The organism is Opitutia bacterium, from assembly GCA_016217545.1.
Lineage (GTDB): Bacteria > Verrucomicrobiota > Verrucomicrobiia > Opitutales > Opitutaceae > Didemnitutus.
Genome location: JACRHT010000016.1, coordinates 272,664 through 299,057 on the forward strand (window position 1 = coordinate 272,664; position 26,394 = coordinate 299,057).

Sequence of the window (26,394 nt, forward strand, 5' to 3'; positions counted from 1 at the left end):
TACAAAAATCCGCCCGATGAAACCCATCCCGCACCTGATCCCCGCCCAGTGGCCCGCTGATCTCTCGCGCGCTCGCTTCGCGTCTACGTTCCGCACCGACAACCCCGACGGCTGCCAAGTCGCCCTGCTCGGCCTCCCGGACGACCGGGGCGTGTGGATGAACAACGGTCGCCCCGGCGCCGCGCGCGGCCCCGCCGCCTTCCGCGAGGCGCTCTGCCGCTACGGCGCCGCCGAGCCGGCCGCCGGCGATCTCCCGCGCGTCTTCGACGCGGGCAACGTCGAGGTTTCCGATTCGCTCGAGGAAACGCATCGCCGCGTCACCGCCGTCACCGGCGCGCTGCTCGACGCCGGCCTGTTTCCCATCGCGATCGGCGGCGGCCACGATCTCACCTACCCGTTCGTGCGCGCCGTCGCGGCGCGTTTTCCGAAGCCCGTCGGCGTCTACTTCGACGCCCACCTCGACGTCCGCGAGACCACCGGCTCCGGCATGCCGTTCCGCCGCCTCGTCGAGGATTGCGGCGTGAAACAACTCCACGTGCACGGCCTGCGCCCGCTCGTGAATTCGCGCGAGCACTTCGGCTGGTTCGCCTCGCACGGCGGCATCACACATCCCGACCGCGCCAAAGTCGCGCTCCCCCGCGCGAAGCACCTCTTCGTCAGCTTCGATCTCGACGTGCTCGACGCCGCCCAAGCTCCCGGCGTCAGCGCGCTAAATCCGTCCGGCTGGTCCGTCGCGGACGCCGAGCGCTGGGTGCGCGCCTGCGGGGCGAACCGCACCGTGCGCTGCTTCGACCTGATGGAGCTGAATCCCGCGCACGACGTCGACGGCCGCACGGCGCGCGTGGCCGCGCACCTGTTCCTCACGTTCCTGCTCGGCTTCACTCGGCGGTGAGTTCTCGCCCCGTTCCTGTCGGACCAGCGCTTGCCACCGGGCCGAAACACGCCACCGCACACCGGTCCGGCGGCAAGCGCCAGCCCTACAGACTTGCGTGCCACTACCGGCGCAGCGAAAAGTGACAGCCGAGAAGATGTCCTCCCTCCTCATCCGCAACGCCCGCGTCCTCACTCTCGCGCTTCCCGGTCAAACCGGTCCCCGCCGGGGCAAAGCCCTTCGCGAACTCGGCATCTTGCCGCAGGGCGAAGTCCTCGTGGTCGACGACAAGATCGCCGCCGTCGGCGCGAAGGTCGAAGCTCCCGCCGACGCGCAAGTCATCGACGCCGCCGGCCGCGTGCTCATGCCGGGCTTCGTCGACTGCCATACGCACGCCTGCTGGGCGGGCGACCGTCTCGACGAGTGGGAAAAGAAGCTCAACGGCGTGCCCTATCTCGAAATCCTCAAGGCCGGCGGCGGCATTCACGCCACCGTCCGCGCCGTGCGCGAGGCCACACAGAAGCAGCTCGCGGCGAGCCTGCGCGAGCGACTCGGCCAGGTGCTGCGCGGCGGCACGACGACCATCGAAGTGAAGAGCGGCTACGGCCTGAACACCGAGAACGAACTCAAGATGCTCCGCGCCATCCGCCGCGCCGCGAGCGACTGGCCCGGCACGGTGGTGGCCACGGCGCTGCTCGGCCACGCGGCCGAGGGCGACGTCGAGGACTACTCACGCATGGTCACGAAAGAGATGCTCGCGGAGGTCTCGCGCGAATTCCCCGACATCGCCGTCGACGCGTTCTGCGAGAAGGAAGCCTGGACGGTCGAGGCCTGCGTGCGGTTCTTCGAGAAAGCGCGCAAGCATCACCCCATCCGCGTGCACGCCGATCAGTTCAATCCGCTCGGCATGATTCCCGAGGCGATCCGCCTGCACGCGCGCAGCGTCGACCACCTCGAGGCTTCCACCAAGGACGGCCTGACCGCGCTCGCCGAGTCGAACACCTTCGGCGTGATCCTTCCGTGCACCGGTCTGCACACCGACCAGCGTTTCGCCAAAGCCGGATTCTTCGCCGACCGCGGCGGCGCGCTCGCGCTCGCCACGAACTACAACCCCGGCTCGTCGCCGACGCACTCGATGCCGCTGGCCATCGCGACCGCCGTGCGCTTCTGCGGCCTGCTTCCCGCGGAGGCCATCGTCGCCACGACCTACAATCCCGCGCAACTCCTCGGCTTCACCGACCGCGGCTCGATCGAGGTCGGCAAGCGCGCCGACCTCGTCCTGCTCCATCACAAAGACGAGCGCCAGCTCGCCTACGAACTCGGCGGCAATCCCGTCGACGTCGTCGTCTGCGCCGGGAAAATCGCCTGATCAGGATCAGTGTTCGCCCGGTCGCTCCGCCGGCGCGACGCCCGGGCGAATGTCCTTGGTCACGCGCTCGAAGAGCGGTGGCTCCGCGTCCTTGATTTCAAAGTCGCGCTCGGCGCTGAGCTTCACGTCGCGCAGCGTGACACCGCGAATCCGGCTGTCGGGCAGGCCGATGATTTTCCCCGCGCGACGCGAACCACTGATCGTCACGTTGTCGATGAGGACGTCCCGGATGGACGGCACCTTGCTCTGGTCGCCGCGGAAATCGGGGCGATTGTTGTCGGTGTAGTCGAGTTGGAGCACGATCGCGTTCTCGACGTCCTTCATCGTGATGCCGGTGTAGCGGATATTTTCAACCGGGCCACCCGCGCCGCGCATCGACTTGATGCGAATGCCGTTGTCCGTGCCTTCCATCGTGCAATTGCGGACCAGCATATTCTTCACGCCCACGGAGGTCTCGGAGCCGATCGAGATGCCATGGCCGTGTTTGATCGTGCAGTTTTCGATGAGGATGTTCGTGCCGCCGGATTTGATGACGATGTCGTCGTCGCCCGTGTCGATCAGGCAGTCGCGAATTAGAAAGTTGGTGCCCGGCCCCGGATCGATCGCGTCGGTGTTCGGCGCGCAGCCGTCCCAAGGAGCGAAGACCTTCACGCGCTCGATGGTCAGGTCGTTGACGCGCTTCGGCACGAGGTGAAACATGGGAGAGTTCTTCAGCGTGACGTCCGCCACGAGCAACCGCTCGCAATCGTCTATGACGATCAGGTGCGAGCGGCGGTAAACGAGCCGGTTGGGCTCCGTCGCCTTGGCGTTGCGCGCGGCGCGCTCGGACCATTTCCACCAGTGGGCGCCGTTGCCGTCGATCGTCCCCGGCCCGGTCAAGGCGACATCGTGGAGTTTCTTGCCGCTGATCAACGGATCGAGCACGGCCACCTTCGCACGCACCTCGGCCTGGCTTTTCAGCGTCTCGGGCTCCGGCAGACCGGCTTCGGTGAACGTTGCCGGAGCTTGGATTACGGCTCCCTCCTCCAAGTGCAGATCGAGATTCGAGCAGAGCTTAAAAGGTCCAGTTCGGAAAACGCCCTGGGGCACGACGAGCCGGCCGCCGCCTGCCTCCGCGACCGCAGCGATGGCTCGGGCGAAAGCCGCGGTGTTCATCGTCTTCGCATCGCCGACCGCCCCGAAGTCGGTGAGCCGGAAGACGCGCGCGGGAATCGACGGGAGCGCCGGGCGAAGATTCTCCACGGCGGAGACATCGACGTCCGCAGCGAACAGGGTCGGGCTTGCAGCCAGCGCGCCGGCGAGCAACGCGAACGAAAGCAGTTTCATCGCCGTAACCGTAGCGTCGCCGGCCGGCCAACTCAATAGCCCGCCGCGTCGTAGGGTCCCTGCCCGCGTCCGTAGATCAGGATCATCCGCTCGAACGTGCACACGAGGCGGCCGTCGTGCGTCTTCGCGGTCGTGCGGACATGGACGATGCCTTGCCCCGGCCGCGACTTCGACTCGCGTTTCTCGATCACGGTCGACTCGGCGTAGACGGTGTCGCCCGCCAACACCGGCCCGTGGAACTTCACGTTCTTCCACGCCAGATTCGCGACGATCTTCGAAAACGTCTTCGTCATCATTCCGGTCAACACGGCCAGCACGTGCGTCGGATTGATCGGCAGCGCGCCACGACCGAGCTGCGCATGAAAATGCAGGTCGGTGAGCGCGGGGGTTTGATCGAGCGAGCGCAGCGTCTGCTGCATGCTTTCGTCCGCCGTGAAGGTCTTGCCCGGCCGGTGCTCGTAGGTCTCGCCCACGACGATGTCCTCGAAAAACAGTCCCATGCGCTCGAGGAAAACTCCGGGCGCGACTTCAACGTGCGAGGCGTGGCGCGGGTCCATGGTCAGTAATCGAGGCGGGTGAAATCGTCGTGTCCGGCGCGCGCGATGAGCGCGTCCCAGACGAGGATCGCGACCGTTTCGCCGCGCTGGTTCAGGCCGAGCGTCCGCACTTTGAGGAGCCCCGCGTGCGGCGTGTCGGCATTGGCCGCGTGTTCGAGAATCTCCGACTCGGCGTAGAGCGTATCGCCGCCGAACGTCGGCTTCGGCAGCGTGATCTCGTCGAAGCCGAGCAATTGGACGCGCTTCGCGAAGGTCTTCCACGTCATGCCAAGCACGACCTTGGTCGTGAGCGTCGAGTCCATCAGGCATTTCTTCCATTCGCCGTGCGCGGCGAACTGCTCGTCGAAATGCAGCATCTGCTGGTTCAGCGTGTCGAGGCACTCGTCGCGGCTGTCCTGCTGCGACAGCGTGACGCCGGGGCGATGCTTGAACTTCTGCCCCACCGCGAACTGCTCGAAATCCAGCCCGAAGCGCTCGCGAAAGCGCTGCGGACCGGTGGCGACGTAAGCGGAAAACGCGTTCATGTTTCAGGCTCCGGCGCGCGCGAGCACACGTTGCGCCGAGCGATACATCGGCACGTCGATCATCTGACCATCGATCACGGCCACGTTCCCGCGCGCAGCCTCGAACTCCGCGACGACGCGCTGCGCGCGCGCGACCGCCGCCTCGGTCGGCCGGAATGCCGCTTTGATCGCGGCGCACTGTTTCGGGTGAACCGCCAGCTTGCCGGCGAAGCCCAACGCGCGAACCGCCGCGCACTCCTCGGCCAGGCCGCCCAGATTTTCCAAATCGATGAACGGCTGATCCAGCGCCAGCACGCCCGCCGCCGTCGCGGCGTGAACGACCTGCGTGCGCGGCCACAGCAGCGCATCCCACGTCGGCTCGCCACCGGTCTCCGCCGAGAGATCAAACCCTCCGAACGCCAGCGCGGCGACCTGCGTCGATGCCGCGGCGATCTCCGCCGCGTGGCGCACTCCGAGCACCGTTTCGATGAGGCACAGGAGACGCGGTTCGCCGAAGAGCTGGCGCGCGGCTTCGCGCACTTCGGCCGCCGACTCGACTTTCGGCAACACCACGACATCGAGCCGCAAAGCCGCAGCGTTGAGCGCGTCGAGATCGGCGCGCCCGTGCGCCGAGCGCAGATCGTTTACTCGCACCGCCGTCGCAAAGGGCGGCGTGCCGACGCGCCCGTGCTGCTTGAGCCACGCAATCGTCTCGCCGCGCACGCGATCCTTGTCGGCGGCCGGCACGGCGTCTTCCCAGTCGATGATGATGCCGTCCGCGCCGCTCGTCGGGACCTTCTCGAAACGGTCGGGACGCGTGCCGGGCGTGAACAGCAGCGAGGTGAGCCGGGGGTGCGACATCGCGGCCACTGAAAGCGCTTTTGCCCGGCGAGGGAAACAAAAAGCGGCCCGCCGCCCGTGCGCGCTGCGTGCGATCGAGGCGCGCAGCGCGCTCGTTGGATTCCTGCTCGCAGCCGGAGCGAGGATGCGCGTGGAGGCCCGCGCGCGTCAGGCTTTCGTCCGATCGGCCGCGATCGAAAACTCGCACATCACGCGCGTGCCGAGTCCGGGCTGCGAATCGACGACGAAGGTGCCGCCGATCATGTTGGCGCGGTATTCCATCAGGCGCAGTCCGCCCTTGCGCAAGGGCCGCGCGGCGGCGTCGAAGCCCTTGCCATCGTCGGCGATCGTCAGGCGAAAGTCCGCGCCGCCCTGCGCGAGGAGCGTGACTTCGATGTTCCTCGCCGCACTGTGGCGGAGCGCGTTGTTGATCGCCTCCTGCGAAATGCGGTAGAGCTGCACGCCGGTGAGATGGTCGCACTCAAACTGCGGCGGGCTGCGGAACCGACAGCGCACGCCCTGGATCACCTCGGTGCTTTCCACGAGTTCCGTGAGCGCCGAATGCAGGCCGCCCGCCTGCTCCAACTGCACCGGGCAAAGACCGCGGGCCAGCGCGCGCGACTCGAGCGTGGCGTCGTTCGAAAGCGCCGCGATGAGGTTGGCCTGCTCGGCGTTTTGCGCATCGCCGCTCGCCAGGCGGTCGCGCAACGCCGTCGCGAGGCACGCGAGTCCGGTCAATTTCTGGCCGAGTCCGTCGTGCAGGTCGGCGCCGATGCGCTGTTGCTCGGCGTCGATCACGGTGAGGAGCCGCTGCTCAAGCCAGCGGCGTTCGGTGACGTCGCGTCCGAGGAACGTCACGCCGGCGCCCGGACTGCCCACCGCGTAGAAATCGGCGTGCCACTCGCGCTCGTTCGCCTGTCCGCGAAGCGTGAAGCTCACTTCCTCGTTGCGCTGCGCGCGTTCGAGCGCGTCGCGGCTTTGCGGGAAAAGATCGGCGAAGACCGCGCCGGTGATCGTCTCGGCGGCGATGCCGCAATGCGCGAGCTTGCCGCGCGCCTCCAGCACCTGGCCGGAGGCGTCGAGGCGGCCGACGATGACCGGCAGGTTCTTCATGATGTTGTCGAGCAGCTGCGCCTGCCGGAGCCGCTCCTCCTCGGAGCGGACGCGCTCGGTGATGTCGATGGCAGCGAGACCTTGCAGCTGCCTCTCGAGCGAGACGGTGAGCGGGAAGGTCGTCACGAGCCAGCACCGCTCCTGATGCCGGAGGATCCACGGCGTGGCGCTTTCGCGGGGGCGCAAATCGCCGTCGAAATCGCGCATGTGTTCCGCGAAGAGCCGATTCTGGAAAAGCACTCCACCCTCGTGGTCGCAGATCGCGACGGCGCACGGGACATTGTGCATGAAAAGCTCGAGCTGGTTCTGGCTCGAGCGCAGCTCCCGCAGGGTGTTGCTGTGGCGGAGCGCGTAGCGGATCGAGCGTTCGAGCTGGCCCGTGGTGAGGCCGTTCTTGCACAGGTAATCCGCCGCACCCGCGCGGGTGGACTCGCGGTCGATCTCGTGGCTGTCGTGGCCGGTGAGCAGAATCACGGGCAGGCCGCAGTTCTTCGCCTGCGCCATCCGGACGAGTTCGAGCCCCGTCTCCATGCCGAGACGGTAGTCGACGATGGCGACGTCGTGACCGCCGCGCTCGAGCGCATCGAGACCGGCGGCGTAACTGGCGGCCCACTCGAGGCGGTATTCCGCGAAGGTATTGCGGGTGAGCAGCCGGGAAACGACGAAGAAATCGTTCTCGTCGTCGTCGACCACCAACACGCGAACGGGCGCAGAGGCGGCAGCCGCGCCGGTGGTCGGTGGCAGCGATTGGGCGAGCGTTTGCTTCACGGAAACGGACATGGGGAAGGACGGTTGCGTGAGTGGAAACCAAGCGACGAGCGGCGCACGGCGGCGGCGCAACTCCGGCGAACCAACGTGGAGGCGGACGCGGCGACGGTAGCACAATCGTCCCGATTTGCACCAAGCGATTCCCTTCGCGCACCACGCCGGGCACCGCGAAGTTCACCTCGATCGCTCGATGCTTCCGCAGGACGAATTCCCCGCATCGACTCTGCTCCGCGTAGGCTCGGGCTTAGCGACAATTCACGCGACGAAGCATCGGGCGCCGCGCGCCCTTCCCCGTCCGGCCAAACCGCTGGAAGCTTCCCCGCTGACGGCCCGGGCAGCCCCTGCAAGCGCATCAGACACTGTCCTGCGCCTTCACCCACTGAATCGCGTAGCGCACGAGTTCGGCGCCGGACTCGAGGCTCAGCTTGAGCTTCAAGTGTTCGCGGTAGGAATCGATGGTCTTCACGCTCAAGTTGAGGCGCTCCGCGATCTGGCGGGTCGCGTAGCCGTTGCCGATGAGTTGGAAGACTTCCATCTCGCGATCGCTGAGACTTTCGACGGGGGACGTGACTTCCCCGGTGCGATTGTTCACGAGGCGCGACAGCATGCGACCGCGCACGCGATCGCTGATGTAGAGCTCTCCGGTGCTGATCTTCCCGAGGGCCTCGACCACGCGCTCGCTCGCCTCGTGTTTCATCAAATAGCCGCGCGCGCCGGCGCGGAGAGCCCGCTCGGCGAAAAGCTCCTCATCGTGCATCGAGACGATCAGAATCAACAGATCCGGCGAGTGAGCTTTCAGGTTTTTCGTGAGCTCGATGCCGTTGGCGGAGCGCAGCGCGATGTCGACGATCACGATGTCCGGCTTGAGCTTCGCGGCGAGATCCATGGCCTGGGCGGCGTTGTCGGACTCGCCCACGACCGACATTCCGGGCTGCTGGCTGATGAGCATGCGCAGCCCCTGCCGGGTGATCGGGTGGTCGTCGACGAGCAGGATCTTCCGGGCAGTGGACGGAGCGGGCGCGGCAGCGGAACTGTCGCCGTCGGCGGACGATGGGGCCTTCATGCGAGTTTGCATTGATTCCCCGTGGACACCGGCGAGCAAGCCAAAGTGCCATCGGGAAATCCCCCAAATTCAAACGCGTCCGGCAAAACGGCAAAGGCCGCGCGGACTTCGCAGTCCACGCGGCCTTTGTTGGTGTTGGTGTGTGTCAGTGACGCCGTTAGGCGGTCAAATCGCGGTGCCGCCGCGCTCGCCGGTGCGGATGCGGATGCACTCCTTGAGTTCCTGGATGAAGATCTTGCCGTCGCCGACCTCGCCGTCCTTGCCGGACTTCGCGGCCTTCAGGATGGCGTTGACGGTGATGTCTTCGAAGGCGTCGTTGCAGGCGATCTTGATCTCGATACGCGGAATCAGGTTCGGGATGACCTTCTGACCGCGCTGGAATTCGATTTCCTGCTGTTGGCCGTGGCCGGAGACGCGGCTCACGGTGATGCGCTCGATTTCGGCGTCGATGAGGGCCTGGCGGACCTCGTCGAGTTTCTCTTCGCGGATGATGGCGGTGATAAGCTTCATGGTCGGGGCGCTCCTTAGTTGAGGTTGTTGAGGCCGTAGCCGCGCTCGCCGTGGAGGTCATGGTCCATGCCCGCGCGCTCAGACTGCTCGCTGAGGCGGAGACCGACCGTCTTCTGCACGATGAACCCGATGATCAGCGTCATCACGACGGCGAAGGCCACCGTGGCGCCGACCGCGAGGGCCTGTGTCTTCAGCTGGCCCACGAGCGTCCAGCCTTCCGGCTTGGCCCAGCTGTCGCGGATGAAGAACGTGAGCGCGATGGCACCGATGATGCCGCCCGCGCCGTGCACGCCGAACGCGTCGAGCGTGTCGTCGTAGCCGAACTTGCCCTTCAGGGTGATGACGAAGTAGCAGCCGAGCGCGGCGATGACGCCGAGCGCGATGGCGCCCTTGACGCCGACCACACCGGCGGCCGGCGTGATGGCGACGAGACCGGCGAGAATGCCCGAGGCGAGACCGAGCGAGGTCGGCTTGCCGTGCGCGAAGGCTTCGATGAGCACCCAGGTGAGCGCGCCGGTGGCGGCGGCAACCTGCGTGACCGTGAGCGCGCGAGCGGTGTCGAGATTCGAGGCGACGGCGGAACCGGCGTTGAAGCCGAACCAGCCGACCCAGAGGAGACCGGCGCCGAGGAGCACCATCGTGAGGTTGTTCGGCGAGGTGGAAAGTTTCGGGTGGCCGAGGCGCGGGCCGACGAACAGCGCGAGCACGAGACCCGAGATGCCCGAGGAGATATGGACGACCGTGCCGCCCGCGAAGTCGATGGCGCCCATCTTGAAGAAGTAGCCGTCACTCGCCCAAACCCAGTGACAGAGGGGCGCGTAGACGAAGAGGACCCAAAGGGTGATGAAGACCGCCCAACCGCGGAAGCTGATGCGCTCCGCGACCGCACCGGCGATCAGCGCCGGCGTGATGATCGCGAACTTGCCCTGGAACATCGCGAACACGTATTCGGGCACGTTGTAGGACATGATCGTCTGATCGATGCCCGAGAGGAACACGAGGTCCTTGTTCCAGCCCACAAAGCCGCCGAGGATGTTCGGGCCGAAGGCCAGCGAGTATCCGACGACCGCCCAGATGACACCGACGATCGCCATGGCGATGAACGAGTGCATCATGGTGCCGAGAACGTTTTTCGTGCGGACAAGGCCGCCGTAGAAAAGCGCCAGGCCGGGGACCATCAGCAACACGAGCGTCGTCGAGACGAGCATCCACGAAGTGATGCCTGAGTCGACCGTCGGAGCGGGTGGCGTCGCGGCCTGCGCGAGCGCGAGCGTTGGCAGGGAAAGCACGGCGGCTCCGGCCGCGAGCTTCCGTAGTGGGTGTGTGTTCATCATGTGTGGTATGGGGTAAGGGACCCGCCACGCGTAACGCAGAGCCCGTGCCAACCGCGCCGGAGCGCGCGTGTCATCGGAAAATTTATGCCGCCACCGCACCGCGCCGCGCCGGCGCGCGTGTGCAATCGGTCGTCAGTTCTTCGACGGATCGTCCGGCTCGTCCGCGAGCAACTTCAACTCGGGATCGAGCGAGCCCAAAATCAATCGCCACAACGCCGGCCCCTCCTCGGCGCCGAGGTTGTAGTTGGCCGGCCCCGCGACGAACCACGTGTTCTGCTTCATCTCGTTTTCGAGCTGTCCCTTCCCCCAGCCCGCATAACCGAGGAAGCCGCGCAGCGTGTAACCCGGCTCGGCCACCAACGCGGCCGCACGATCGGGGTCGAGGCCGAACTGCAGCTCGAACTCGCTGGGATCCTCGCGCCACCGCCAGGCCGCGAGGATGAGCTTCGCCGTCTCGACCGGGCCTCCGGTGTAGAGCGGGACCTTGGCCAACGGACTCAGCGCGAAGTCCGGACTGATTTCGTCGAGCCGGCGCCGCAGCGGACGGTTGATGACGATCCCAAGCGCACCGTCCGCATCGTGCGCCGACATGAGCACGACGGTGCGGCCGAAATTCGGGTCCTTCATCGCCGGATGCGAAAGCAACAAGCTGCCCGCGAGACTCTCCTTCGGATTCGGGCGGCGCGCTTTCATGGAGAGGAGGACAAGTGCGGCGGCACGCCGTGGCATCGGCGCGCCGCCGGCTCAGAGTTTGGAAATCCTCACGCCTGCGTCGGCGAGGATCGGCGCCACGAACGGGTCGTTGTTGTAGTCCGTGTGGTATTTGATTTCCGCGATGCCGGCGGCCGCGAGGATCTTCGCGCAGTTGATGCACGGGTAATGGGTCACATAGACCGTGCAGCCCTCGACGCTCGAGCCGCGGCGCGCGGCATCGGCCACGGCGTTCTGCTCGGCGTGCACGGTCGCGGTCTCGTGGTTGTCGCGGATGCGCGAGACGTGCGGCGTGCCGGGCAGCCAGCCGTTGTAGCCCGCCGCGACGATGCGGTTGCGCCGCTCGCCGCCGGTCACGATGACGCAGCCAACGTTCAGCCGCTCACAGTTCGACCGCGACGAGATCAGCGTCGCCGTCGCCATGAAATACTCGTCCCAGCTCGGCCGGTGATCGAAGCGAGCGGTGGCGTCGGCAATCAGGTCGATGGGGTTGCTCGTAGCCGTCTCGCGCGGAGCGGCGGCGGGAGCGGTAGGTTTCAAGCCAGCCTCCATGCCGTCACGCTGCCGGCCGTCTGCCCGCTGGCAAGCCTCAGCTGCGTCTTGCGCGCGCCCGTCCCGCCGCTCAACCTGCCCCGAATGGCTTCGCTCCAGCAGCTCACCGACTACTGCGACCGGCGCACCCGGCGTTCGTCCTTCAAGGACTATCCCGGCGCGGTCAACGGCCTGCAGGTCGGCAACGACGGGCGCGTCACGAAGATCGGCGCCGCCGTCGACGCGGGCCTCGTGCCGTTCGAGAAGGCGGTCGAGTGCGGCGTGGATTTTCTCGTCGTGCACCACGGGCTTTTCTGGGGCGGCGCGCAACCGCTCACCGGGCCAGCCTACGAACGCTACGCGACGCTCATCCGCGGCAACTGCGCCGTCTACTCCTCGCACCTGCCGCTCGATGCGCACGCGGAACTCGGCAACAACGTCCTGCTCGCGCGCCAACTCGGCCTGAAACCGAAGGGCCGCTTCCTGCCGCACGACGACGACTTCATCGGCTGGACCGCGCCGAACAAGTTCAAGCGCTCGCAGCTGCGCAACCGCCTCGAGGAACTCTACCCGCGCGTCGTCGCCCTCGAATTCGGCGCCGCGCAACCCAAGCACGTCGCGTTCTGCAGCGGCTCGGGCAACAGCGCCATCGCCGCCCTGCCCGCGACCGGCATCGACACCCTCGTGACCGGCGAGCTGCGCGAAGAGTGGTTCAACTTCGCCCAGGAACAGCGCCTCAATGTCTATTGCTGCGGCCACTACGCGACGGAGACGCTCGCCGTGAAGGCGCTCGCCGCCGAACTCGCGAAGAAATTCCGCCTGCCCTGGGTGTTCATCGACACGGAAAATCCCCTTTGAAAACCTTCGCCATCCTCCACGGCCCGAACCTCAACCGCCTCGGCAAACGCGAGCCGCACATCTACGGCACCGCGACGCTCAAGGACCTCGAGCAACTCATCCGCGCCGAAGCGAAGCGCCTGGGCGTCCGCGTCGTGTTCTTTCAGTCGAACCACGAAGGCGCGCTCATCGACCGCATCCATGCCCTCGCCGATCGCGGCGTCGCCGGCTTCGTCGTGAATTTCGGCGCCTACACCCACACGAGCATCGCGCTCCACGACGCCTTGAAGAGCGTCGCGCCGCTCCCCGCCGTCGAGGTGCACATCTCGGACATCAAGAAGCGGGAAAAATTCCGCCGCCACTCCTACACCGCCGCCGCCTGCATCGCGATGATCAGCGGCCGGGGTTTCCCGGGCTACCTCGAGGCGCTGCAACTCCTCGCCGCGCGCGCCTGACCGCGCGCCGTTCTCCGTCCTCAGTCCTCCGTTTCATGGGCCAGCATCTTCCCGACTTCACCGAGCCGCGTTGGTTCGTCTGCCACACCAAGCCGCGCTGCGAAAAGAAATTCGCCGATCTCCTCGCGCGCGAGAAATTCGATCACTACCTCGCGCTGATCGAGAGCGTGCGCCGCTACGGCACGCAGAAAAAGGTGTTCACGAAACCGCTCTTCGCCGGCTACGTCTTCGCGCAAATCATCCCGGAAAAAAAGGCGCGCGTCTACCAGCAGGACCTCCTCGTCCGCGCCCTCATGGTGGAGAACGAATCCGTCTTCCTGCGCCAGCTCGCCGATGTGAAGGCGGTCTGCGCGTCCGGCTACGAAGCGGCGCTGCACCCGTTGATTCGCAAGGGCACCCGCGTGCGCGTGAGCGGCGGCGCGCTCCACGGCCTCGAAGGATATGTGGACGATCCGGTGAACCCGAAGGGAATCGTCGTGTCCGTGGACGTGCTGCAGCAGGGCCTGCTGGTCCGCCTGCCGCTCGAAAGCCTGCAACCGCTCCCGTGACGCCCCGCCCCTCGCTCGCTCTTTTTACCGCGCTCCTGCTCGCCACTGCGCCCCTCGCCATGACCGGCGCGAGCGCACCGGCGGCCGCCGCGGACAACGTGCAAGCGCCCCAGGCCCCGCCGCGCCTCTTCGACCGCATCCGGGGCTTGTTCGACATCGACCTGCCGCACCTCGACCCGCCCGGCACGTTCCAAGTCACCTTCAATCCGCGCTTCGGCGATCTCCTGCATCGCGACTACATCCGCCTGCCCACCGGGATTCGCTGGGCGGTCAACGACCAACTCGGCCTGAAGGTCGAAGCCGAAGCCTACGCCACCCACGGCCTCGGCGGCGGCGAGACCAATCACGGCGTCGGGCTCATGCGCTTCGGCGGCAAATACCTCCTGCCCCGCTGGCCGCTCGCCGAATACGAGACCAGCGTCGGCCTGAACCTGGACCTGCCCGTCGGTTCGCCGCCGCGCGACCTGACCGACGGCCACAATCACTACTCGCCGTTCATCGTCGTGCAGCACCACGACGACGAGCACCCGCGCTGGACCGAGTTCGCCGGATTCAGCGCCGACTTCGTGACGCCCTCGCACGTCCAAGGCGGCTTCGGCACCAACACGCCGCGCGACGACTCGATGTCCTTCACCGGCGGCGCCGTCTACGACATGGGCCAGCTCAAGTGGACGGTGCAAGCCACCTACACGACCACGCTGCTCCTCAGCGGCACGGACGACAATTTCTTCACCGTCCGCCCCAGCGTGCTCTGGTTCGTGCCCCGGCGCTTCACGTTCAACTCGAAGACGCAATGGATCGTCGGCTTCGGCGCCCGCTCCACGTGGGGCCCCGACGGCTACGAATTCTCCACCGGCACCCGCGTCCGCGCCGAACTCACCTTCGGCCAAGCCCTGAGAAAACTCCGCGGCGCGTTCGACTACCGGCGCTGAAGTTCAGAACCGCAGCCAAACCCACCCGCTCAGGTGCAGCGCCGCGCACGCCGCGAGCGCCGCCACGAAATCGTCCGCAACGATCCCCCACCCGCCCGGCCAGCGCTGCAGGCGCGCGATGCCGAACGGCTTCAGGATGTCGAACACGCGGAACCACGCGAAGCCCACCGCGAGCACGACCCATTCGGGCCACACACCGCCGAATGCGCGCGCCGCGCCGAGGAACACCAGCGGCATCACGACGAACTCATCGAGAATCACTTCGCCGGGATCGCTCTTGCCCATGCGCCGCGCCGCCTCGCCGGTCAGCCCCACCGCGACGTAGCTCGCGAGCAGCGTGACGATAATCGTCGTCGGCCAAGGCACGTGCCGGAAAAACAGCAGCGCGTAGAACACGCCCGCCGCCGCGCCCCACGTTCCGGGCGCCGGCATCCGCATACCCAGCGGCCCGAGCGTCGCGAGTCCTTGCACCCATTTGCCCGGCAGCAACGCCGGCCAGCGCGGCTCCTTCAGTTGCATTTCAATCCATCACCACGTGCCCGTGGCGCTTGAAATACGAGAGGCCCGACGTGATCGTCAGCACCGCCGAAAGCACGAAAAGACCCAGACCGATGTTGTGGATGACCGTGATGATGATGCGGTCGCTCGGCGGGAAGATATCGCTCCAATCGTGTTCGAACATCCGCGCGCCGAGCAGCCAGCCGATCGCGTTGAGCTGCGTGAAGGTCTTCACCTTGCCGCTCGTGTCCGCCTCGATCGCGATCCCGCGCATCGCCGCCGCCATCCGCATGCCGGAGACCGCGAATTCGCGCGCGAGGATGCAGAGCAGCAACATCACCGCCGTGATCGTATAGTCGTGGCCCGCGAACGAGAAGAACCCACGGTTCGTCAGCGCGATCATCAGACCGAGCACCATGACCTTGTCGATCACCGCGTCCATGAAGCGCCCGAAAGCCGACACCTGATTCGCGCGCCGCGCCAGCAGGCCGTCCAGCCAGTCAGTCAGCGCCGCGGCGATATAGAGCCAGAACGCGATCGTCGCGCACCATGCGAAGTCCGCATACATCAATCCGACCACGACGAACATCAGTGGCACGCGCGAAATGGTGAGCAGATTGGGGAGGGTCATGCGCCGTGGCTGAGTCGAGCGGTCGCACCAATCCTTGGCAACCATGGAGTGCCGTGCCGCGCGCTTTCGGATTCGCCCGCGCGGCATCAGGCGGTCGGCGCCGGCACGCTGCGGCTTGGTCCGAAATAACTCCGCCGCGCCGCACGAATTCTCCTCGCCAACCCGCAGCCCGTGCCGTTGGCTCCCGCGCGCCCGACGCCGCATGAGACTCTGCATCTACCCCGGCACTTTCGACCCCTTCACCAACGGACACCTCGACGTGCTGTTGCGCGCCGCCAAGCTGTTCGACCGCGTCACGGTCGCCGTTGCTCTCAGCTCCACCAAGGAGCCGCTCTTCACCGCCGAGCAGCGCGTCGCTTTGATCAAGGCCACCGTCGGTCGCATGCCGAACATCGACGTCGTCGCGTTCGACGGCCTCCTCGTTGAATTTGCCCATCAGCAGAAAGCTCACGCCATCATCCGCGGCCTGCGCGCGCTCTCGGACTTCGAATTCGAGTTCAACATGGCGTTGATGAACCGCCACCTCGAGCCGCAGGTGGAAACGATCTTCGTGATGCCGAACGAGAGTTACAGCTACACCAGCTCCACGCTCGTGAAGCAGATCGCGCGACTCGGCGGCGACATCACCAAGTTCGTCCCCGCGCCCGTCGCCGAGGCGTTGCAGGAGGTGTTCAAGCACCCCACCCCGCGCCAGGCGCGCGCCGGTGCGAAAAGCGGCTGGCATCGCCGGGGCAACACCTGACGGCGTCACGATCGTCTCGTTGCCCGTTCGTTTTGCGCCATTCGTCTCGCCACACTCGCCGTCGCTGAAGCAGCGACGCTCAATTTCTCTTACCCCATGCGTGCCATGAACCGCCTCCTCCTCGGCCTCGTCTCAATCCTCGCGCTGGCCTCGACCCTCCACGCCGACAGCACCGCCGGTTACTACCGCTTCCCCTCGATCCACGGGGACACGATCGTGTTCACCGCCGAGGGCGATCTCTGGCGCGCCTCGATCAACGGCGGCGCGGCCCAGCGCCTCACCAGCCATCCCGGCTTCGAGACCAGCGCCTCGATCTCGCCCGACGGCCAGTGGGTCGCGTTCTCCGGACAATACGAGGGCCCCGTCGAAGTCTACGTGATGCCGCTCTCCGGCGGTCGTCCCAAACGCCTCACTTTCGAAGGCGAAGCCGCCCTCGTCCGCGGCTGGACGCCCGACGGAAAAGTCCTCTACGCCACCCGCACCTACGCGACGATCCCCGACAACCAACTCGTCGCGATCGACCCGCAAACCGGCGCCCGCACCTTCGTGCCGCTCGCGCAAGCCGACGAAGGCGCCTACTCGCCCGACGGCAAGACCCTCGTCTTCACGCGCTACTCGTTCCAAGGCTCGCACGCCAAGCGCTACGTCGGCGGCACCGCGCAGAACCTCTGGCGCTTCGACGCCGGCGCCACCGACGCCACTCAATACCACGCGGACTTCCGCGGCGTGAGCCGTTGGCCCATGTGGCTCGGCGAACGCGTCTACTTCGCCAGCGAACGCGACGGCACCAACAACCTCTGGTCGATGAATCCCGACGGCTCCGACCTGCGCCAGCACACGCGTCACAACGATTTCGGCGTGAAGAATCCCCAAGGCGACGCCGCGCACATCGTCTACCAGAACGGCGCCGATCTCTGGCTCTACGATCTCAAGACCGATCAGACGCGCCGCCTCGATCTCGCGCTCACCTCCGACTTCGACCAGACGCGCGAGACCTGGGTCACCAAACCGACCGACTTCACGACCGCCTTCGCGATCTCGCCCGACGGCGACCGCATGGCGCTCGTCGCCCGCGGCCAGGTCTTCGTGGCCCCGGCCGGTCAGGGCCGCCTCGTCGAAGTCGCCCGCAAGAGCGGCGTCCGTTACCGCAGCGTCAGTTTCACGCCCGACGGCAAATCGCTCGTCGTCCTCTCCGACGAATCCGGCGAAGTCGAATTCTGGAAACTCCCCGCCAACAACCGCGGCCCGGCCGAGCAACTCACCACCGGCGGCGAGACGCTCCGCATGACCGGCCTGCTGTCACCCGACGGCAAGTGGATCGCCTACACCGAACGCGACGACGACCTGATGCTCTTCAACGTCGAGACGAAGGAGACCAAGCTCGTTGCCCACTCGAAACTCCAGGACTTCGTCAGCCCCGACTTCGATTGGTCCCCCGACAGCAAGTGGCTCGCCTACGTGATGTCCGCCGAGACGGGCAACCAGCAGATCTTCCTCCACAGCGTCGACTCCGGCAAATCCACGCCCGTCACCAGCGACCGCGTGATCAGCGCCAGCCCCGCCTTCGCACCGGACGGCAAGTGGCTGTATTTCCTCTCCGACCGCTCCTTCAACTCGCTCGTCGGCGCCCCGTGGGGCCCGCGCCAGCCCGAGCCCTTCCTCGACAAACCGACGAAGATCTACCTCCTCGCGCTCTCCGATGAAAAGCGCTCGCCCTTCCAGCCGAGCGACGAACTCGTCGCCGAGGAGAAGAAGGCGTCCGAGAAAAAATCCGACGACGAAAAACCCGCCAAGCCCGCGACCGATGACAAGAAGCCGGTCCCGTCCGGCGACAAAGCCGTCGCGAAGACCGACGAGAAAAATTCCGACGACGCCGACAAGAAAGCCGCGACCGACAAGAAGCCCGCCGACGAAAAGAGAAAGAAGGTCGAAGTCACGGTCGTCCTCGAAGGCCTCGCCTCGCGCCTCTGGGAAGTGCCCGTCGGTCCCGGCAACTACTCCAACTTGGGCGTGAACGACAAAGCGATCTTCGTCACCGACAGCGACGCCGGCGCCAGCGGCCCGAGCGCGAACCGCCTGCTCGCCATCGAAATCAAGAACAAGGACGTCGAGACCACCACGGTGCTCAGCGGCGTGGGCGGCTATCGCCTCTCCGCCGACGGCAAGAAGCTGCTCGTGCGCCAGAGCGAGAACTTCGCCATCATCGACGCCGCCCCGCGCCCCGCCGGCGATGTCGCCAAATCCCGCGTCAACCTCGGCGCCCTGCGCTTCCCCTACTCGCCCCGCGAGAGCTGGCGCCAGATGTTCACCGACGCGTGGCGCATGCACCGCGACTATTTCTACGCGCGGAACATGCACGGCGTCGACTGGAAGGCCAACCTCCAGAAGCACCTTCCGCTCGTCGACCGCGTCACCGACCGCGCCGAACTCGACGACGTGCTGAACTACCTCATCAGCGAACTCTCCGCGCTGCACACCGACGCGCGCGGCGGCACGCTCCGGCCGTTCGAGCCGCAAATCGCCGTCGCGTCGCTCGGCGCCCGCTGGTCGCGCGACGAGGCCGCCGGCGGCTATCGCCTCGACTACATCTATCAAAGCGATCCCGAATTCCTCGAACGCCGCGGCCCGCTGCTCACGCCCGGCCTCGGCATCAAGACCGGCGACGTGATCGTCGAGATCAACGGCACGCCCACGCTCTCCGTTCCCGACGCCGCCTCGCTGCTCCGCAACCAAGCCGGCCGGCAGGTGCTCCTCACGCTCAAGCCCGCGGGCGGCGGCGATCCGGTGCAACGCATCGTCACCCCGGTCCCCGCCAACGAGGCCGCCGGCCTGCGTTACACCGATTGGGAATACACGCGCCGACTCGCCGTCGACCAGAAGTCGGACGGCCTGATCGGCTACGCGCACATTCGAGCGATGGGCACCGACAACTACTACGAGTTCGTCCGCCAATACTACGCCGCCGCCAACAAGGGCGGCCTGATCCTCGACCTCCGCCACAACCGCGGCGGCAACATCGACAGCTGGATGGTCGCCCGCCTCATGCGTCCGGCCTGGATGTGGTGGAGCAACCGCGACGGTCTCGCCTCACCGCACCTCCAAAGTGCTTTCCGCGGCCACCTCGTCGTGCTTGTCGACGCGTGGACCGCCTCCGACGGCGAGACGATGGCCAACGCCATCCGCCACCTGAAACTCGGCGAGACCATCGGCGTCCGCACCTGGGGCGGCGGCATCTGGCTCACCGGCTCGAACTTCCTCGTCGACCGCGGTCTCGCGCGCGCGGCGGAGTTCGGCAGTTTCATCCCCGGCGAAGGCTGGGTGATCGAGGGCGACGGCTTCACGCCTGACGTGATCGTCGACAACAATCCCGCCCGCGCCTTCCGCGGCGAAGACGCACAACTCGACGCCGCCATCAAGCGCTTGCAGGAGCTCATCGCGAAGAACCCCAAGCACCTCGTGCCCACGCCGCCGCCCCTGCCCGACAAAACGCTGAAGACCTGGACGCCGCCGAAGTCCTAGGCTCTTTCGCGTCGGCGGCGAGACGGCCAAACTATTGGGCCACCCTTTTCTGCACGGGCTTGTCACGAAAGTGTGACAGCCCGCCCGACGCTTCGCGGTTATCCGCCGGGCCGCCTGTGTCGACATGTGGGGTAATACCCCCGCCCACATGCTCAAAAACCTCGGTCGCCTCCTCGTCCTCGGCACTCTTTGCGTTGCCTTCGCCCACGCCCAAAACCCGTCACTGGAGGATCGTCTCGCCCGCGTTGAAGCCGCGATAGCCCGCATCGAGGCGAAGCTCAACGACACCGTTTCGGCCGACGAGCTCGCGCCTACGCTCAAGGAATTCTCCGACCTCACCCGCCAGCTCGGCTGGGACGGCAAGGCCCCGCTCAACGTCGTCAAAGTCGCCGGCAACGAGCAGAAGCTCGCGCTCGGCGGCTTCATCCACGCCCAATTCGAAAGCGGCGGCGCGCCGGACACGCGTTACACCGGCATCAACGACCGTTTCCTCCTGCGCCGCACGCGCGTGAATCTCGCCGGCACTTTCGCGGAGAACGTCGCGTTCAAGCTCGAGGCCGATTTCGGCAACAACTCCATCGCCACCAAGACCGGCATCTCCGGCCAGCTCACGGACGCCTTCGTTAACTGGACGCCCGACGCCCGCGCCAGCGTCCGCGTCGGACAATTCAAGACGCCCTTCGGCTTCGAACAACTCCAGCCCGACACCAAGACCTACACCATCGAACGCTCGCTGCCGAACGACCGGCTCACCGTCTCCCGCCAGATCGGCGCCATGCTCTACGGCGATCCCGTGCCGAAGCGGCTGAGCTATTCCGTCGGCGCCTTCAACGGCACCGGCGTGAACGCCAGCAGCAACGACAACCAAAAATTCATGTGGGTCGGCCGCCTCAACGGCGTCGCTTACGAAGGCAAGATCGGCACGCAGAAAGCCCGGTTGGCCATCGGCGGCGACTATTTCACCACGAACGACAAGGGCACCTTCACCGGCCGCCGCGAAGGCTACAGCTACGATGCGCAACTCGCCGTCGGTCCCGCCGAGCTCCAAGCCGAGTGGCTCCGCAACACGCAGCACCCGGCCGTCGGCTCCGCGACCACCGCCGAAGGCTGGTCGATGCTCGGCGCCTACAACTTCGCCAAGCGCTGGCAGGGTGTCGTCCGCTACGAGAACTACGACAGCAACACCGCCATCAACGCCACGACGTCCAAGCTCTGGACCTTTGGCCTGAATTTTCTCCTCAAGGGCGACGACCTGAAATTCTCGCTCAACTACCTCCAAGGCGATCCCGCTGCGCCCGTGCCGTCCGACCATCGCTTCCTCGGCCGCATCCAGGTCGTGTTCTGAAACTCTCTTTCCACCGTCACCATGAAGCCCCGCTCCCTCCTCGTCCTCATCGCGCTGGCCGGCAGTTTCGTCCTCGCTCGCGCCGAGCCGCTCGCTCCCGAAATCCAGGCCAAGATCGACGCCCGCATCGCCGCCATCGCCACTTGGGCGGCCGACCCCGTGATCGTTGACGCGGTCCGCGCCCAGAACTCCGCCGCTTCGGCCGACTACACTGCCATGACCCAGGAAAAGTGGCGCGCGCTCACGGTGCTCGACCCCTTTGTCCGCAGCTTCTCCAAGAACGCCGCCGGCCAGTTTCTCAAATCCAAGCGCGACGACGTCGTCACGGAAGCCTTCCTCAGCGCCGCCAACGGCTGGAAAGTCGCCTGCATCGCCAAACCGACCAACTGGTCCCACAAGGGAAAGGATAAGCACGACGTCCCCATGTCCGGGAAAAACTGGCAGGGCCCCGTCGAGCTAGACGAATCCTCCGGCCAGCAACAGGTGCAGGTCGCCGTGCCCGTGCTCGACGGCGGCAAGCCCATCGGCTCGCTCGTCGTCGGTCTCAGCGTGTCCAAAATGAAGTCCTGAGCCCGTGATTTCGGTCCGCTCCCTTCGTTTCAAACTGGCCGCGCTCGTCGCGGGTGCCGCGCTCTGCAGCGCCACGCTCGCCGCCGTCGCCGCCTGGCGGATCGTCTCCACGCACCGCGGCGATGCGAACGTCGCACGGAAAATCACCGGACAGCTGCAGGCCGCGCAACGGGGCCTCCAGCAGCTCGTGACTTCCGAGCAGCGCTTGCAGGCCATCCTTCGTCTCAAGGATCCCGACGAGATCGAACGCGGCCTCGACGACTACAAAGGAGCACTCGCGCAGGCGACCCGAACCCTTGAGGCGGCCGACGCGCGGTTCGTCGCGCGGGTCAAGCGTCTCGCCACCGCAGGCGAAACCGTCACCGGTGCCGTCCTGCTCGGCGATAACGTCGCCGCCGTGGAGGCCTACATGCGGCAATTTTCGCCCGAGATCGAAGGCACCGTCGCGGAACTCCACGACTACAGCGATCGCGTCGGCGAAGCTGCGAACGGCGAAATCGCCGCGCGCGAAAAGGACATCCGCCGCGAGCTCGCCTGGAGCGCCGGCGCATTGGCCCTCGTGTTGGCCGCCATCAGCGCGGCCGGCTGGGTTGTCCAACACAGCATCACGAAATCGCTCACCGAAACCTCCGATTCACTCGAAATCGCCGCCGAAGCGCTGGTGTCCCAATCCACCGAGGTCGCCACCGGCAGCCAGACCGTCGCCGAGGGCGCGAGCACCCAAGCCGCCGCGCTCGAGGAGGCCGGTGCCTCGAGCACCGAACTGCTTTCCATCAGCGAAACGGCGCACACCAGCATGGGCGAGGCCGCCCGCGAGGCGTCCGAAGCGCGCGCGCTGTGCGCCCACAGTGAGACCGGCGTGACCGGACTGAAGACCGCCATGCAGGAACTCGCCGAGGCCAGTCGCGGCGTCGAAAAAATCATCAAGAGCATCGACGAAATCGCCTTCCAGACGAACATCCTCGCGCTCAACGCCGCCGTCGAGGCCGCCCGCGCGGGCGAGGCCGGCGCCGGCTTCGCCGTGGTCGCCGAGGAAGTCCGCGCGCTCGCCAAACGCTCGGCCGACGCCGCGCGCGAGACCGCCACTCGCATCGGCGACGCCATCGGTGCCACCGAGCGCGGCGGCAAGATCAGCGGCGACGTCGCGACCCAACTTCTCGACATCTCCACCCGCGTGCGTCGCGTCGATGAGTTGATCGGCGGTCTCTCCCAGTCGTCCCGCGAACAAACCGACGGCATCCGCCACATCGGCGGCGCCATGACGCAGATCGACAAAGTCACGCAAGCCAACGCAGCCGCGGCCGAGACCAGCGCCGCCGCCGCGAACGAAATGCGCGCCGCTGTCGGAGGTCTGCACGACGCCATCCACCAATTGCGCGGCATCATCGGCCTGCCCGACCTGCAATTCAGCACCAGCCCGAAGGCGGAGGAACCGGCCGACGCGAACACCGAGCCGCGCGCCGCCAAATGCGCTCCGACGGCTCTCGCCGCGGCGCACCGTTGAGGCGTCGTCGCGCGGGCTGCGCTTCGCGCGGCGCGGCGCCCTCAACGGATCGCGCGAGCCGCGCGACGTTCACGCGCACTCGCGCGCGTCAGCGGTTTCGCTGGCTCGCGAGCGTGGCCTGAAACCACTGGCTGAAGTCCGCCTTCAACTTCTTCAGCGAGTCCACGTGCGTATACATCATGTGGCCTGCCTCGTAGTAGGTCATGCTGACGTTTTTGCGCACCGGCTCCGGCAGGTTCATGTGGCGAAACGTCCAGTCCGTCGCGTAGTAGGGCGTGGCGAGATCGTAGAAGCCGTTCGCGACCCAAACCTTCATCGCGGGGTTGCGCACCATCGCGTTCTTCAACGCGACGCTGACGTCGAGGTAGGTGTTCTCGACGTTTTTGTAGCTCCAGGGCTGCACATTCACGAGGACGCCGTAGGGCAAATCGGTTTCGAACTTCAGCACGTTGCGCGCGTAGTCGCTCATCGCCGCCGCGTAGGGGCCGCGAATCGCCTCCATGCTCGGATCGAAGAAACCGCCGCCGCGCCCGCCGCCCGGGCCGCCGTCACCGTCGCCGCTGTCGTCGAGGATGCCGGTGATGCTGCTGTCGAGCCGGCCGACCACGATGCCTTCGTCGCGACGGAGTTCGCGGATGAATTCGCCGATGCTCACGCGGAGATTCTGCTTCTTGACGTAATCGAGCGAGAGGCCGGTGAGCGCGGCGAGTTCGCCCGCGATGCGCTCGCGTTCGGCGGCAGGCAGCGCGTCGCCCTGCATCAGCGCAACCGTGTAGTCCTTCGCCGCAAATTCCTCCGCGCGCTTCCGCGCGCCGTCGAGCGTTTTGGCCCAATCGGCCTTGAGGCGCCCGTGAAACCACGCGGTCGCGGTATAGGTCGGGAGGAACAGCGGATACGGGTCGTCGTTGCCGGGCGCGAAGCGCGCCGTCTGGAAATTGAGAATCGAGGACACGAGCATCACGCCGTTGACGTAGAGATCGTATTTCTGCTGCAACCGCTCGGAGAGCGCCGCGACACGCGTCGTGCCATAGCTTTCGCCGACGAGAAATTTCGGCGAGAGCCAGCGTGAGTTGCGGGTCGTCCACACCTGGATGAAGTCCGCGAGCGACTCGAGGTCGCCGGTGAAACCATGAAACTGTTTCGGGTCCTGATCCTTGGCCGCGCGACTGTAGCCGCTCGAAACCGGGTCCATGAACACGAGGTCGGTCTCGTCGAGCCAGGAGAACGCGTTGTCCTCGTAACGATACGGCGCGGACACCGCGCCACCCGTGTCGGTCATCACCGCGCGTTTCGGACCGAGTCCGCCGAGATGCAGCCACACCGAGGCGGCGCCCGGTCCGCCGTTGAACGAAAATGTGACCGGCCGTTGCGCGACGTCCTTCACGTCGGCCTTCGTGTAGGCGACATAGAAGATGTTGGCCTTGGGCGCGCCTTTTTCATCGCGCTGCACGAGATAGCCGGCCGTGGCCTTGTAGCGAACGACCTTGCTGTCGATGGTGACCTCGCCGTCCGTCACCGAGGGCGCAGGATCCTTCTCCGGCGGCGCCGGTTTGGCGGCCGCTTCCGCCGGAGCCGCTTTGCGCTCCGCCGATTTTTCCTTGGGTTCTTCCTGCGCTGTGACAGCCACCGCGGCCGCCGCCAGCACCAGCGTGGAAAGGAGGTGCTTCAGGGACTTCATAGGGGTGCGCGGAAGGAATCGCCCGGATCGCGACGCGGCAACAGGAAAGCCGCGAACGGTGAAACCTTTGCGACGAACGCGGCGTCTCAGGGTTGGCGGCGCCGAGACACGCCGGGAAGTTGCCTTCCCGGTGCCGTTCGCTTCGCTCCTACGTTCCCACGTCCCGCATGAAGAAACTCCTGTTGCTCCTCGTTGTGATCGGCGTCGCTGGCGCCGGTTGGTATTACTATTCGGCCCGCAGCCGTGCCGACAGCGCGCCGGAGTTCACGACGACCACCATCGCGCGAGGCGACATCCTCCAACAGGTCACGGCCACCGGCCAGCTCGACTCCGTCATCAGCGTCGACGTCGGCTCCCAGATTTCCGGGCTCATTCAAAAACTCTACGTGGACTTCAACTCGCCGGTGAAAAAAGGCGACAAGCTCGTAGAAATCGACCCCGCCACCTACCAGCAGAAGCTCCGCCAGGCGGAGGCCAACCTCGCGTCCGCCGAGGCCTCGAATCAGCTCCAAAAGGTCAACACCGAGCGCGTGAAGGAACTCTTCCAGCAGAAACTGGTGACGCGGCAGGAGTTCGATCAGGCCGTCGCCCAGCTGCAGCAGTCCAACGCCTCGCTCGTCACCGCGCGCGCCACGGTGGAGAACGCCAAGGTCGACCTCGAGCGCTGCACCATCACCTCCCCCATCGACGGCATCGTGATCAACAAGCAGACCGAGGAGGGCAAGACCGTCGCCGCCAGCCTCAACGCGCCCGTGCTCTTCACCATCGCGAACGACCTTTCGAAGATGCAGATCACCGCCGCCGTCGCCGAAGCCGACATCGGCAGCGTCGCCGAAGGACAACAGGTGACGTTCACCGTCGACGCCTTCCCGAACCGCGCTTTCCGCGGCCAGGTCGTGCAGGTCCGCAACGCGCCCAAGACCACGAATAACGTGGTGACCTACGACACCATCATTTCCGTCGACAACCGCGACCTGAAGCTGCGTCCCGGCATGACCGCCAACGTCTCCATCGTCGTCGCCCGCCGCGACAACGTCCTGCGCATCGCCAACGCCGCCCTGCGCCTCCGCGTCCCCGAAACCGTCGCCGTGAAACGCGACGAACCCGCCGCCGCGAAAACCGAACACGCACCCAAAGCCGACCCGGCCGCGAAGATGGAATCCGCCCCCGCGCCCGCAGCCGCGCCGTCCGGCGGCAACAGCGCCGAAGGCCAAGGCGGTCGCCGCGGTGGCGGCATGTTCGCCAACTTCACGCCCGAGCAGCGCCAGAAGATGCGCCAGATCACCGCAGAACTCGGCATCGACTTCCGCAACGGTCCCCCGACGCCCGAGCAGCGGGAGCAGCTCCGCAAAGCCATGATCGAAGCCGGCCTGCCCGTGCCCGAATCGCCGTCGTCCGCGCGCCCCGGTGAAGTCGTCGTCACCACGCGCAAAGTCTACAAGCTCGTCGGCATCGCCCCGAACCAGTCGCTCGAGGAATTCTCCATCAAGGTCGGCATCACCGACGGCACCGCCACCGAGATCATCGAGGGTCTGAAGGAAGGCGACGTCATCGTCACGAGCGCGAGCGTGCCCAACGCCTCCGCGCAATCCAACCGCCCGGCCGCGAATCCGTTCGGCGGCGGTCGTCGCTTCTAACC

Annotated in this window: 25 protein-coding genes; 12 read left to right on the forward strand and 13 right to left on the reverse strand. The window is 66.5% G+C overall.

Annotated elements, in window-relative coordinates; genetic code table 11:
• Positions 1-16: 16 nt before the first annotated feature.
• On the forward strand, positions 17-892 hold the full coding sequence (locus HZA32_13795; protein ID MBI5425145.1) for a formimidoylglutamase: 876 nt from the start codon (positions 17-19) through the stop codon (positions 890-892).
• A gap of 136 nt (positions 893-1,028) precedes the next feature.
• Positions 1,029-2,240 carry an imidazolonepropionase gene (locus HZA32_13800; GenBank protein ID MBI5425146.1) on the forward strand — a complete coding sequence of 404 codons (1,212 nt, stop codon included), beginning with the start codon at positions 1,029-1,031 and terminating at the stop codon, positions 2,238-2,240.
• 6 nt (positions 2,241-2,246) lie between these two features.
• Here HZA32_13800 and HZA32_13805 read toward each other — a convergent pair whose 3' ends face one another.
• The 10 genes from HZA32_13805 to HZA32_13850 form a co-directional block, all read right to left on the reverse strand.
• A complete protein-coding gene (locus tag HZA32_13805) occupies positions 2,247-3,566 on the reverse strand; it encodes a right-handed parallel beta-helix repeat-containing protein (protein ID MBI5425147.1) in 1,320 nt (439 codons plus the stop codon).
• Positions 3,567-3,598: 32 nt separating this feature from the next.
• Entirely contained in the window at positions 3,599-4,123 is a 525-nt protein-coding gene (locus tag HZA32_13810) for a MaoC family dehydratase (protein ID MBI5425148.1), read from the reverse strand.
• 2 nt (positions 4,124-4,125) lie between these two features.
• On the reverse strand, positions 4,126-4,647 hold the full coding sequence (locus HZA32_13815) for a MaoC family dehydratase (GenBank protein MBI5425149.1): 522 nt from the start codon (positions 4,645-4,647) through the stop codon (positions 4,126-4,128).
• 3 nt (positions 4,648-4,650) lie between these two features.
• On the reverse strand, positions 4,651-5,487 hold the full coding sequence (locus HZA32_13820; protein MBI5425150.1) for a CoA ester lyase: 837 nt from the start codon (positions 5,485-5,487) through the stop codon (positions 4,651-4,653).
• 147 nt (positions 5,488-5,634) lie between these two features.
• Positions 5,635-7,359, reverse strand: a complete 1,725-nt coding sequence (locus HZA32_13825; GenBank protein ID MBI5425151.1) for a response regulator — start codon at positions 7,357-7,359, stop codon at positions 5,635-5,637.
• Between the two features lie 340 nt (positions 7,360-7,699).
• Complete coding sequence (locus tag HZA32_13830) at positions 7,700-8,410, reverse strand: response regulator transcription factor (protein ID MBI5425152.1); 711 nt, start codon at positions 8,408-8,410, stop codon at positions 7,700-7,702.
• Positions 8,411-8,575: 165 nt separating this feature from the next.
• The gene (locus HZA32_13835) at positions 8,576-8,920 is read right to left on the reverse strand and encodes a P-II family nitrogen regulator (protein MBI5425153.1); all 345 of its coding nucleotides are present in this window, start codon (positions 8,918-8,920) and stop codon (positions 8,576-8,578) included.
• Between the two features lie 14 nt (positions 8,921-8,934).
• Positions 8,935-10,251, reverse strand: coding sequence for an ammonium transporter (locus HZA32_13840; protein ID MBI5425154.1), 1,317 nt, complete (start codon positions 10,249-10,251; stop codon positions 8,935-8,937).
• Positions 10,252-10,386: 135 nt separating this feature from the next.
• Positions 10,387-10,947 (reverse strand): YqgE/AlgH family protein, encoded by a 561-nt coding sequence (locus HZA32_13845; protein MBI5425155.1) that lies wholly within the window; start codon positions 10,945-10,947, stop codon positions 10,387-10,389.
• A 51-nt stretch (positions 10,948-10,998) separates the two neighbouring features.
• Positions 10,999-11,517: a cytidine/deoxycytidylate deaminase family protein gene (locus HZA32_13850; GenBank protein MBI5425156.1), complete on the reverse strand. Its 519-nt coding sequence runs from the start codon at positions 11,515-11,517 to the stop codon at positions 10,999-11,001.
• A gap of 84 nt (positions 11,518-11,601) precedes the next feature.
• Between HZA32_13850 and HZA32_13855 the strand changes: the two genes are divergently transcribed.
• The 4 genes from HZA32_13855 to HZA32_13870 are packed head-to-tail and all read left to right on the forward strand — an operon-like array spanning position 11,602 to position 14,268.
• Positions 11,602-12,354, forward strand: a complete 753-nt coding sequence (locus HZA32_13855) for a Nif3-like dinuclear metal center hexameric protein (protein ID MBI5425157.1) — start codon at positions 11,602-11,604, stop codon at positions 12,352-12,354.
• Entirely contained in the window at positions 12,351-12,788 is a 438-nt protein-coding gene (aroQ, locus tag HZA32_13860) for a type II 3-dehydroquinate dehydratase (GenBank protein ID MBI5425158.1), read from the forward strand. The genes HZA32_13855 and aroQ overlap by 4 nt, the downstream gene beginning before the upstream one ends.
• Positions 12,789-12,823: 35 nt before the next feature.
• Positions 12,824-13,336, forward strand: a complete 513-nt coding sequence (locus tag HZA32_13865) for a UpxY family transcription antiterminator (GenBank protein ID MBI5425159.1) — start codon at positions 12,824-12,826, stop codon at positions 13,334-13,336.
• Positions 13,333-14,268: a hypothetical protein gene (locus HZA32_13870; protein ID MBI5425160.1), complete on the forward strand. Its 936-nt coding sequence runs from the start codon at positions 13,333-13,335 to the stop codon at positions 14,266-14,268. The genes HZA32_13865 and HZA32_13870 overlap by 4 nt, the downstream gene beginning before the upstream one ends.
• Positions 14,269-14,271: 3 nt before the next feature.
• On the opposite strand, the gene HZA32_13875 is transcribed toward HZA32_13870, so the two are convergent.
• Positions 14,272-14,787: a phosphatidylglycerophosphatase A gene (locus HZA32_13875; GenBank protein ID MBI5425161.1), complete on the reverse strand. Its 516-nt coding sequence runs from the start codon at positions 14,785-14,787 to the stop codon at positions 14,272-14,274.
• A 1-nt stretch (position 14,788) separates the two neighbouring features.
• On the reverse strand, positions 14,789-15,397 hold the full coding sequence (pgsA, locus tag HZA32_13880) for a CDP-diacylglycerol--glycerol-3-phosphate 3-phosphatidyltransferase (protein MBI5425162.1): 609 nt from the start codon (positions 15,395-15,397) through the stop codon (positions 14,789-14,791).
• A gap of 202 nt (positions 15,398-15,599) precedes the next feature.
• Between pgsA and coaD the strand changes: the two genes are divergently transcribed.
• The 5 genes from coaD to HZA32_13905 all read left to right on the forward strand — a co-directional run bounded on the left by coaD (position 15,600) and on the right by HZA32_13905 (position 23,077).
• Complete coding sequence (gene coaD / locus HZA32_13885) at positions 15,600-16,139, forward strand: pantetheine-phosphate adenylyltransferase (GenBank protein MBI5425163.1); 540 nt, start codon at positions 15,600-15,602, stop codon at positions 16,137-16,139.
• 105 nt (positions 16,140-16,244) lie between these two features.
• The gene (locus HZA32_13890) at positions 16,245-19,658 is read left to right on the forward strand and encodes a PD40 domain-containing protein (protein MBI5425164.1); all 3,414 of its coding nucleotides are present in this window, start codon (positions 16,245-16,247) and stop codon (positions 19,656-19,658) included.
• Between the two features lie 148 nt (positions 19,659-19,806).
• Positions 19,807-21,003: a hypothetical protein gene (locus HZA32_13895; protein ID MBI5425165.1), complete on the forward strand. Its 1,197-nt coding sequence runs from the start codon at positions 19,807-19,809 to the stop codon at positions 21,001-21,003.
• 21 nt (positions 21,004-21,024) lie between these two features.
• Positions 21,025-21,573 carry a hypothetical protein gene (locus tag HZA32_13900; protein MBI5425166.1) on the forward strand — a complete coding sequence of 183 codons (549 nt, stop codon included), beginning with the start codon at positions 21,025-21,027 and terminating at the stop codon, positions 21,571-21,573.
• A gap of 4 nt (positions 21,574-21,577) precedes the next feature.
• Positions 21,578-23,077 (forward strand): hypothetical protein, encoded by a 1,500-nt coding sequence (locus HZA32_13905; GenBank protein MBI5425167.1) that lies wholly within the window; start codon positions 21,578-21,580, stop codon positions 23,075-23,077.
• A gap of 88 nt (positions 23,078-23,165) precedes the next feature.
• Here HZA32_13905 and HZA32_13910 read toward each other — a convergent pair whose 3' ends face one another.
• Complete coding sequence (locus tag HZA32_13910; protein MBI5425168.1) at positions 23,166-24,755, reverse strand: peptidase S10; 1,590 nt, start codon at positions 24,753-24,755, stop codon at positions 23,166-23,168.
• Between the two features lie 167 nt (positions 24,756-24,922).
• Here HZA32_13910 and HZA32_13915 point away from each other — a divergent pair, with 167 nt between their 5' ends.
• Entirely contained in the window at positions 24,923-26,392 is a 1,470-nt protein-coding gene (locus HZA32_13915) for an efflux RND transporter periplasmic adaptor subunit (protein MBI5425169.1), read from the forward strand.
• Positions 26,393-26,394 lie beyond the last annotated feature (2 nt).